The 9,712-nt window shown below is 59.7% G+C and carries 6 protein-coding genes and 4 pseudogenes; 5 read left to right on the top strand and 5 right to left on the bottom strand.

Annotated features, from left to right (window positions below):
* A pseudogene (locus tag SO156_RS39985) lies at window positions 1-326 on the top strand (5-methyltetrahydropteroyltriglutamate--homocysteine S-methyltransferase); the annotation flags it as partial.
* 539 nt (window positions 327-865) lie between these two features.
* Here the strand turns inward: SO156_RS39985 and SO156_RS39980 are convergent.
* Together SO156_RS39980 and SO156_RS39975 are read right to left on the bottom strand one after the other, a co-directional pair.
* Window positions 866-1,477, bottom strand: a complete 612-nt coding sequence (locus SO156_RS39980) for an RES family NAD+ phosphorylase (protein ID WP_498538610.1) — start codon at window positions 1,475-1,477, stop codon at window positions 866-868.
* A complete protein-coding gene (locus tag SO156_RS39975) occupies window positions 1,478-2,146 on the bottom strand; it encodes an XRE family transcriptional regulator (RefSeq protein ID WP_498538613.1) in 669 nt (222 codons plus the stop codon).
* A gap of 369 nt (window positions 2,147-2,515) precedes the next feature.
* On the opposite strand from SO156_RS39975, the gene SO156_RS39970 reads away from it, so the two are divergent.
* From SO156_RS39970 to SO156_RS39960, 3 genes are all read left to right on the top strand, one after another.
* The gene (locus SO156_RS39970) at window positions 2,516-2,872 is read left to right on the top strand and encodes a P-loop NTPase fold protein (protein ID WP_498538609.1); all 357 of its coding nucleotides are present in this window, start codon (window positions 2,516-2,518) and stop codon (window positions 2,870-2,872) included.
* Window positions 2,873-2,960: 88 nt separating this feature from the next.
* Window positions 2,961-3,242, top strand: a complete 282-nt coding sequence (locus SO156_RS39965) for a P-loop NTPase fold protein (RefSeq protein WP_498538612.1) — start codon at window positions 2,961-2,963, stop codon at window positions 3,240-3,242.
* Between the two features lie 690 nt (window positions 3,243-3,932).
* A complete protein-coding gene (locus SO156_RS39960; RefSeq protein WP_498538608.1) occupies window positions 3,933-4,562 on the top strand; it encodes a hypothetical protein in 630 nt (209 codons plus the stop codon).
* 1,484 nt (window positions 4,563-6,046) lie between these two features.
* On the opposite strand, the pseudogene SO156_RS39955 reads toward SO156_RS39960, so the two are convergent.
* The 3 genes and pseudogenes from SO156_RS39955 to SO156_RS39945 all read right to left on the bottom strand — a co-directional run.
* Window positions 6,047-6,169 (bottom strand): annotated as a pseudogene (locus tag SO156_RS39955) (IS5/IS1182 family transposase); the annotation flags it as partial.
* A 223-nt stretch (window positions 6,170-6,392) separates the two neighbouring features.
* On the bottom strand, window positions 6,393-7,118 hold the full coding sequence (locus tag SO156_RS39950; RefSeq protein WP_498538607.1) for an alpha/beta hydrolase: 726 nt from the start codon (window positions 7,116-7,118) through the stop codon (window positions 6,393-6,395).
* 871 nt (window positions 7,119-7,989) lie between these two features.
* Window positions 7,990-8,901: pseudogene (locus tag SO156_RS39945) on the bottom strand (HAD-IC family P-type ATPase); the annotation flags it as partial.
* A 420-nt stretch (window positions 8,902-9,321) separates the two neighbouring features.
* On the opposite strand from SO156_RS39945, the pseudogene SO156_RS39940 reads away from it, so the two are divergent.
* A pseudogene (locus tag SO156_RS39940) lies at window positions 9,322-9,705 on the top strand (carbamoyltransferase N-terminal domain-containing protein); the annotation flags it as partial.
* Window positions 9,706-9,712: the final 7 nt, after the last annotated feature.

Genomic DNA, 9,712 nt, shown 5'->3' with positions numbered 1-9,712 from the left:
TTCAACGCCATCATCGACGCGATTGCAGCGATGGACGCCGACGTCATCTCGATCGAGACATCGCGTTCGAAGATGGAGTTGCTCGATGCGTTCACCGGCTTCAAGTATCCGAACGACATCGGTCCTGGCGTCTATGACATCCACTCGCCGCGCGTCCCCGAGACCAGCGAGATGAGGGATCTCATCACGATGGCCCGGAAGCGGCTCTCGGACTCGCAACTCTGGATCAATCCGGATTGCGGCCTGAAGACCCGCAATGGGAGGAAGTCCGCCCCGCGCTCGTCAACATGGTCGCCGCCGCGCGCGAACTGCGCAAGGCGTCCTGATTCTGGCGTAGCAATAGCCCCCCGATTCTGCACGGAGACTGCCGATGCGCTTCTGGATCAAATGCACCCGCTTTGACAGCGGCAAGCCCTATCACGTCAATTTCTCGCTGGTCGGCGGGATGTGGCGCGACGGCGACAAGACCGTCCTGGAGTTCGTCGGCAGGCGACTGCGTCCGCATCTTCGATCACATAAGACGGAATATAGAGCGGGATGCGATGTGCAAGCGCGTGACGGAGGCTTGCGAGGTACTCCGTCCATTCATCCAGCGTCGCAAGCTAACCTTGCAACGCCCCAGGCAGGAGCTGGCGGACGGCAAGGTTGACCTGCGGCAGCTATGACCGCCTCAATTTGTATCGCCAGTTCACCTCTCAAAATCGGGATTAGGAATTAGGCCAGTACAGCTTTACGTGCGCCGCTGGGTGCGCTGACTTCTTATTGGGCAATTGCCTCAACATCCCATTGATCTTGACTGGCTTGATGATCCCGGCATCGGAAAGGCGAAAACGAGCAATTCGTGCATCTGGATTGTCCGTCCAGATCAAGGCGCCAATTCTACCAGCAGTTCATTGAGGACCGCGGCCAAGCCGGTCGCGCGGATCAGTGGTCGGACGCCAACGGTCTGTAGCTTTGGCACTGCTCGGTGATAAATTGCAAGATTGGTTTGACCGTTCAACCGGGAGGGATAGATGATCCCGTCGGGCTGCTCGGAGTGCTCGTGCCAGGCGAGAGACCACTTTCGCGCTAGCGTCTGGGCCGAAGCACGGGCAACATCGGTCGGAACACCCATGCGGATAGCGCAATCGTTCCGCAGGTCGACCATCGTCAATGCAGAGGCGACCTCGACCTCCGCATAGTTCCGCTCATGAAGTTCATCCTCGCCCAGGAGCAGCGAGCCGTCCGCACCGTCGCGCCGGTCGCGCAACACGGCCTCTAGGAAACACACCTTCAGCGTATCGCCGAGGTACAACACACCGAAACGATTGGCATCGACACGGCGCCGCGGGTCGCTGAATCGGCTCGGTGACTTTCCGTATCCGAGAGGATCCGGATAACGCCCAAGATAGATTCGCCCGAACCTCGCACCCGCATCCACGGTGTGGAGTTCGAGTCGCGACTTCGCCGAGGTCGCCGGTAGGTCCTTGCCAGCCACCTAGCGAAAATCTCCCCGCCCGACGCTCTCTGCTGCGGCGAGCAAGGCTTCTCCCTGCCCCCGCTCCAGGGCCTCGCGGCCGGTCAGGCCGTCAAGTTCATCGTGGGGCTGTACGAGAAAACGGAAGATGGCCCAGGGACCGCCAAGCCGTTCCCGCAAGGCCGGCAACTCGGAATAGGGTTTTCCATTGCGATCGAGTTGCCAGACTGGAAAACGAAAGCCGCGCTTGGCTCCGTCCAATCCGAGCAGTTGTCCGTTTTGTCGCTTGGTGTTGATCGTCACCCGCGTTGTGTGCAGCAACTCGGCCAGTTCGTCGGCGCTGCGCATGTCTTTGCCAGACAGTATCTCCGCGGCCCTGATCCGACCTCGTTCACGCGCCGCAGCCAATGCTTGGTCGAGTTCGAGGTTGCTTTCCTCGCCTACCTCGACACTTTCTTTGGAGGTCACCTGCTCGACGGGCGCGGCGACAGCGTTGCCGGTTGGATCGACGTTGACGCGGAAACTGAAGGGCTGTCCCTCTTTGCTGCTCTTTTCGAGGGCTTCGCCGTAACGCTCGACCAGCAGGCGGACGTCTTTCGGGTTCAAGGCCATCGCCTTGGCGGCAATGCTGGATGCATTGACCTTGATGTCCGGGACAGGCCTGGATAGCAGTCCCTTCAAGTCCGTCATAAAGGACATGGTCAGCAACGCCTTGGCCTTGCGAGCCCGCGTCGCGGTTTTTCGTTGTGTTGATTTTTTCGCCTTTGCCATGGCGGGCAGCTCCTGCTCTGAAACTTGCCTCCGTGGGCAGCTCTGTATACCAAATGTGGACTTCCGTTAAGTTCGTCAAGTCCGTAAAGTTAGATTAATTTGTTCTTTATCTGTTCTAATGTCGCGACCCGCGAACGCGAGGAACCGCCCAGCCCTAGCACTGTAGCCTCGACGCCTTCTTGAGCGACCAGGGGACGGCAACCGACCTGCTCTATTACGAAGCGATCGCCAAGACTGTCGTCAGCCTCATCCGGAAAACGCCAGACGCCCCGGTGCCGATCGGTATGCATGGGCGATTGGGGTGCTGGCAAATCGAGCGTGCTCAAGATTCTGGAGGGCGCCTTCGCCGAGGACGGCCGGATGCTCTGCCCGTGGTTCAACGGCTGGACGTTCGAGGGTTTCGAGGATGCAAAGACCGTCGTCATCGAAACCGTTGTCGATGAGCTGCGGCGCGCCCGCCCTGCCTCGACGGCCGCAAGCAAGGTGCTCAAGCGCGTCGACTGGCTGAAACTGGCTCACCCGGCCGGCGGCTTCGCCTTCACCGCGGCGACCGGCATCCCGACGTCGACCAGGTCAAGGGACTCTATGAGTTCGCCAGCTCGTTTCTGTCCAAGCCGCAGGAGCACGTCTCGATCGAGGACCTGAAGAGCGTTGCAGCAGCCGGCGGGTTCATCAAGGAGGTGCCGGAGGAGAGCGACAATCTGCCCGAGCACATCCATGCGTTCCGCAAGGAATTCAAGGACTGCTCGATACCGCCGACATCGACCAGCTCATCGTCGTCGTGGACGATCTCGATCGCTGCCTGCCGAAAACGGCAATCGCGACACTGGAGGCAATCCGTCTGTTCCTCTTCGTCGAGCGCACAGCCTTCGTGATCGGGGCACGAGCTCATGATCGAATATGCGGTGCGGGAGCACTTCCCGGACCTGCCGCCGAGCTTGGACCCGGTCAGTTATGCGCGGAACTATCTCGAGAAGCTGATCCAGATCCCATTCCGAATCCCCGCGCCCTCTGACAACGGGGAGCGAGCTTCGGAAGCCGCGCTAATGCGGACAGCCCGACGGCGAGGCATGTGCCTCACATGCTCGATATACGCTGCCAAGAGCACGGGAACGAACATAGACTGACCAAACATCCCTCGACCAATGACCAGATCGAGCGCATGAACCACAGGATCAAGGAAGCGATTGTCAAAAGCTGCGAATTCTTTCAAGTATAATCTGCCGTTTAAGCGGGACGGACATCCTTGGCACGAAATTAGCTCTCTCATTGGGAGGATGGCACGGCTGGTTATGCTATTGCTGTCCCCGGAAAGCACGAATGCGCGGTGGTATCCGGCATCGCCGACGGGAGACCCTGAGAATGCCAGTGCATATGTCCAAAAGGGGCGAGGTGAATACCAACTCAACTGACTCGGCAGGACAACAACCGAGCACCACGAGTGCACAGGCCAGCTCACCAGCACACTCGCCCTCTGTGTTGATTGCACCCGAGGTTGGATTACCCCCGGCAGAGACGGAAGGCGGCGTGAGAGCGCGCGCGATCCGGGCAGGGGAACGGTGCAGAGCCTCGTCATTCGTTAAAGCGCGCGCTGAGCTTGCCGCAACACTGACCGGCGCGAACGTTGCGGCGCTTAGGAACGACATCGAGCTGGCCGAGCAGCGATCAGCTCAATGGTCGACAGGCTATTCGGCTAGCAGCGTCGATGGCGATGGCATTTTCGACCACGTGGTGGCATCGTCGTGTAAAGCTGCAGCGTTTTCAGAACGATGCCAGCCATTGCAAGCCACGCACGGAAGATAAGACGAACGCAATATCGCACGTGCGTACCCTGGCGCGCGAACATTCTCCCGTTAGCCATTCTCTGGAACAATATCCTATGGATCTGGCGCGCACGGCCGGACGGCACATGCGCGGTCTGACGAACTCACCTTTCGTCTCGTTGGTCAAGGACGCCTCAAAACTGGTCGTTTCACGAGACCATTTGGCGAGGGCAATCGCCAATAACGCAACGACGTTGTATAGCTACACGGTACCGAGGGCGACCATCTGGACGCCCGAAGGGATCATCAACAGCATTTCGCTCCAAATGGACCTCCAAGATAGTGACGAGATAATAGATGCGGACTTAACCCTCATGGTCGCACTCAGCAAAACACCAATGCAAGAGACCGAGGTATTATTTCTGGGCGGGAATCTGGAAGAGTATCGGACGGCCAGCGAACCGAATCCTTACACCGCCGGTCCAAGCGGCGACCGAGGGGTTCGACGATCGGCCGCGGACGATTCGAATTGGGCGCGTTGCGTGCATGACGCATCGGCCAGCCGCCGGTAACGCAAAACCCACCGTAATTTTGTCTGGCAGCCGGGCGGACCGGGAAAGAAGAACGCGATGCAGTCAGCGCAAGGTGGGCTACCGTGTTCAGCAGGAACATTTGGCTTTCGTGGCGGTGTGCTGACCACGGCTGCCACGTGTACATCTCTCCATCAACTGCCAAGGCTGGTAGTGGACTTCAGTCGCAATGCGTTGCTAGAGAAGTAGGCACCTAGCTCGATCGGATTATTCGGGCGGCCAGCGCTTGGGTAATCCCGAGCTCTCTTTATCGATACGGAGAACTCCACTTGAGCTCTTGCGCTCTCGGCGTTTCGCCGAATGTCCATTGGCAGGGCGGCCAGGCCCTTCAGCGAATCGGGCCGCAGAGCCTGTCAACGCTGAATTCGCGAACCCTGCAGCCGGTTGCGATGCTCAGCGACGAGGATGATGGATGAGATAAAGGTCGTTGACGATCCAATGGGCCGTGTGGAGCTCACCCCTGATGACAAACCTTGTAGTCTGCTCAGAATCATTCGGCACGAATTGCCATTGGCGCAGTTCAATGTACAGACCATCCGGATGAATTGATTCCCGTCATGAAAATCCGACGCAACGGCGTATCCGAAGTCCAGGAGGTCGTGCAGCGCTTCCAAACCGCCGTGCACGGAGGACGATGCCCTAGCTGTGGACGATGCCTCTCCCGCAGACCGCGAGGCCCTTTCGAGGCGCCCCTCCACAACTCCGTGATGTTCAAGCCCAAGTTGCGGAATCAGAATAATTTCAACGACTAGCGGCTTATTTGGGGTCACCTCTCTTCTTCCTGCCCACCGCGCCGCATTGCGCCGACCGTGGATATACACGTTTGTCGGCCGGAAACGGCCTTGGCAGGAGTTCGTCTCTGTTGAGCGCGCGCAGCAGCACGTCAGGAGCTGATTGGGTGCCGTGCTGCCAGCCCAAACCGACGATATGTCCGACATCCTCAACTCGCTGGCGAACGCCGAAGCTCAAGGACGCATCTGCAGCACCGGCAGATGACGATGGTCCGGCCGGGTGATCCCGTGGCGGTAACGTACTATCGAGACGTCCTCCAGAAATGGCCTCACTAGTTCACAGTCCTCCTCACTCAAGACGAAGGCCTCGGGCGACACCCCCGGCGCCGAACCGCCGCACGCGGAGGCCGACTCCCCAGGCCTCGCGGCCGACGAGGGCTCAAAGACATGCGCCACAGGCCCAGCTTGACCCTCACATGACTCTGATGTCGTGGGCGCATTCGACGCAGTAGTGGCGTGCCGCTGAGTGCCTGCCCGGCGCTCGGGTCGCCGTCTTCGCGGTATACCTGGCGAAGGTACCTCAACGCGGACATGATCGCGGTGGTATAAGCCTTGTACTCTTTAGCATGCTGCGTAATCGCCGACGCGTAATCGCTGACAGTGGTCGGCTGCAGAGGCGAGGGTGCCCTCCTCCTGAAGTAGGGAATAAGGCTCTCGTCCTCGGCACACTTTGCTTTGAGATGGTCGCCGGACTTGGCGGTACGGCGACCTACCGGCCCACTCCGAATCGGTCAGATCGCTTGTGTAACGCAGTCCGCTGCGTTGATACTGGAGACGAGTGATTTCTGTCCACGGCATCGTGCCCTCTCTCGAATCTTCGCAAATCCGAAGGAATCACAGCCCGCCGAGATCACTCACTCCTTATTTTCGGTCAGGCGCTGAGGAGCCCACGACAAGCGGGCGTCTCGAAGGTTGGCCGCGGGTGAGAGCCGGGCCTTCATGATCGCCCGGCGATGCGAAGCATAGCCCGGAGACGCGCGTTCCGCGCTCCTCACCATCAGGGTCTCGTGACGCAGCAAGTTTAATCCCGCCCCGCCTCCAAGATCGCGCGGGCCAGCCGGGCCGGATCGGAGAAGCACAATTCGTGGCTGCCCGGCACCTGAACCAGTCGGAATAGCCCGAGCTTTTCCGACAACCGCGGATGCCAGGGATAGCCGTGCGGCAGCGCGGTATCCTCGGTGCAATTGATGTAGGACTTCGCCAGCTGCATCTCGGCCGGGTTGGTCTTCAGCACGATCTTGTCGCTGAACGTCTTGAGGGGATGCGGATTGAGGATGTCGTAGGCACGCTGCGCCAGCTCGAGGTCAACGTCGTTGATGAACGCCTCGCGCCAGATCGGGAATGGCAGCACCACCGAGCCGTCGCCGCGCTCGGCGGCGATCATCTCGAACAGGCCGAGATAGTGTGGCGGCACCAGGTCGTTGAGCGACTCGCCGTTGTTGGGGACGAAGGCATTCCAATAGATCAGCCGGCGGATCCGCTCCGGCACGAGGTCGGCGACCCCCGTGATGACCATGCCGCCATAGGAGTGGCCGAGCAGGATCACATCCTTCAGATTGTTCTCGACGAGATAATCGGCGATGGACTGGATCGCCTCCTTGAGTCCCGTGGTCTTGGCATCGCCCACCCGGTTGCCCTTGATCGTGGGCGTATGAACGGTGTGACCGGCGGCACGAATGGGGGCGGCGACGGACTCGAGCTCGGCTCCGGTGTGCCAAGCGCCGTGGACGAGGACGTAGGTCGACATATTGTAGCTCCTCCGCAAGGACGAGTTAGATCGGCGCGGCAGTCAGCGGATACGGAAAAGGTATTTGTCGCAAAAAATCAGAGGCAAGTCGCGCCCCGCAGAAGTCGCCAACCTGCTACGGGAATCTGGTCAAGTCAAGGATACGCTGACCACGCGTACACGAGCGAAGACGCAACGGGCGCAGAAAATGCGTTTCGCAGAGATAAATAATGAGACGATACGACGGAAAGGTACTTTGTATGTGCCATTTAATATTCTTGGTACGATGGATGACCCGATGGAGTTTGTTACACGAGTCTGCCAAGCGCCATTTGATCTCGCCCTGTCGCTCTTTTCGACCACCGAGAGGCAACAGTACATGTCTCAGATACTATGATCTTTTGCCGTATCCAGGTTCCGTTCATTATGTTCGCTTAGACTGCTCTAACGGTTTCCAGGCGTTCGCTTTCGATCCGATCTTTCTGGGAATTCGCATATCCGCCTGTGGTTCGCTTGAACCACGCAGAATATCATGACGTCTGCAACTGCCTCCATCTCCAAAAGAGCGATTCTGAAGGACATTAGGATGAGAGGCGTTGCTCAGCCGGAGGGAAGGCCGTGGCTGCGCAAGTCCGCCGAAATGCTGAGCCCGAAAGCGTAGTCTGGCGCTTCGATCGACACGAAAAAATTGCCCGCAGCAGCCTGATTGCCGCAGGCTCTCGCGTGCGCTTCGACATCGCGGGGGATGTCGCCCGGCACACCCGCGACATGTTCGGCTGCCCATCGCCTTTCGCTGGCCATGCTGCCGTGGGAGTTGGCCTATTCCACCATCGTTGCCGAGAGCAACAGAGCGAGAGCAGAGTTCGCAAGGATGGCCGCTGGCGCTTTCATGCTACCCTCCCCTGCGCTTGAGCAGACGCAGCGCATTTAGGGTCACCAGCACGGTCGCACCGGTGTCTGCGAAGATGGCCGGCCAGAGTCCGGTAATCCTGACGATGGTGGTGACGAGGAACAGAGCCTTCAGTCCCAGCGCGACGGCGATGTTCTGCCGGATGTTGGTCATGGTCCGCTTGGACAGGTCGACCATGGCCGCGACGTCTGACACGCGCCCGTACAGTATGACGGCGTCGGCGGTCTCGAGCGCCACGTCCGTGCCGCCGCCCATCGCAATGCCGACGTCGGCGGCGGCGAGCGCCGGCGCGTCGTTAATGCCGTCGCCGACCATTGCGACAACGAAGCCGCGCTTTTGGAGCCGGCCGACGATCCGCTGCTTGTCCTCCGGCAACAGCTCAGCCTCGACGTCGATGCCGAGCTGCTTGCCGATGGCAACGGCAGTCCGGCGGTCGTCGCCGGTCAGCATTACCGTCCGCATGCCGGCGTCCGAAAGTAGCTTCAGACCTTTTTTTGGCGTCAGAACGGGGCGCTCGTCGCGCATCGCTACCGCCCCGGCGATCCTATCGTCGATGACGAGTAAGGCGACGATCTTGCCTTCGTCGTTGAGGGCCGCGATCCGCGCCTGCTGCGCATCCGTGACGGATGCCAACTCAGCCGCCGCTTTCCGCGAACCGAGAAACACTTTCGTTCGCTCCACAGTCGCCCGAACGCCTTTGCCTCCGATCGCCAAAGCGTCGGAGGCCTGCGGGATCAGCATCCGCTGCTCCGCTGCCTTGGACAGGATCGCGGCGGCGAGTGGATGGCTCGATGCGGATTCCAGCGCGGCCGCGAAACGCAGTACGTCACGCCGGAAGATTGACGTGCACACCGTCAGATCCTGTGCCGAAGCAGGCCCGCTGCAAGGAGTTCCACGCCACGCATGGTCCGTTCGGCCACTGGTCGCACACATCGGCAGACAGAAAACAGCAAGGGCGTAAACAACAGTGCGGTTCACGCGTAGTCCTCCCGTTTGAATCATGCTGCAGGTCAATGGCTCGGACCTTCCGGGGGGCGCGGCTCATGTCGTGTTGGCATGGCACCTGCCAGTGTCTGCGCATGGGCGAGCGAGCGGCCTTCCTCATTAGCCCGCTGACGGTGCGGGCAGTCACTGCACATCACGCGTGTGGTTACATCAGACCGAACATGCCTGAGTCTGCAATCAGACAAACCTGCTAGCTGAAACGACATTCGGGAGCGAATACATCGCGCGATCCCGCTGGTTCGCTTGGCCCAGTTTCTGCATTGAGATACGGCGGAAGCTAGATTTTTGGACGTTAGAAATGGAGGCGCTATGCGCATTTGCGGCCTCAAATTGAGCCATGACGGAGCGATTGCTCTTATCGAGAACGGACGGCTTGTCTTTTGCGTGGAGCAAGAGAAGCGGAATAACAATCTGCGGTATCAAGCTATCGAAAATCTTGATGCTGTTATCTCCACCTTGGCGGAGCACGGGCTGCATTCGCGCGATGTTGATCAGTTCGTGATCGACGGCGGCGCGGACGGCCAGTTCCAGGTGTTCAGTGGTACTGAGTCGGTCATTCTCAAATGTGGACCGTATGTGGAACCTCACGCGGACGGGCTTCCCACTTCGTACGACGGCTCTGGTCTCTTTCTCGAACGCAAAGCATTTCCCTATAGAAGCTATTCACATGTCTCGGGCCATGTAGCCTCCGCATCACGCC

Source organism: Bradyrhizobium sp. UFLA05-125 (genome assembly GCF_059803515.1).
This window is presented reverse-complemented; position numbering and strand designations above follow the sequence as displayed.

Coding starts and splice junctions, on each gene's coding strand:
- SO156_RS39960 (WP_498538608.1), top strand. CDS start 3,933: ATGGCGATGGCATTTTCGACCACGTGGTGGCATCGTCGTGTAAAGCTG.
- SO156_RS39970 (WP_498538609.1), top strand. CDS start 2,516: ATGGGCGATTGGGGTGCTGGCAAATCGAGCGTGCTCAAGATTCTGGAG.
- SO156_RS39975 (WP_498538613.1), bottom strand. CDS start 2,146: ATGACGGACTTGAAGGGACTGCTATCCAGGCCTGTCCCGGACATCAAG.
- SO156_RS39950 (WP_498538607.1), bottom strand. CDS start 7,118: ATGTCGACCTACGTCCTCGTCCACGGCGCTTGGCACACCGGAGCCGAG.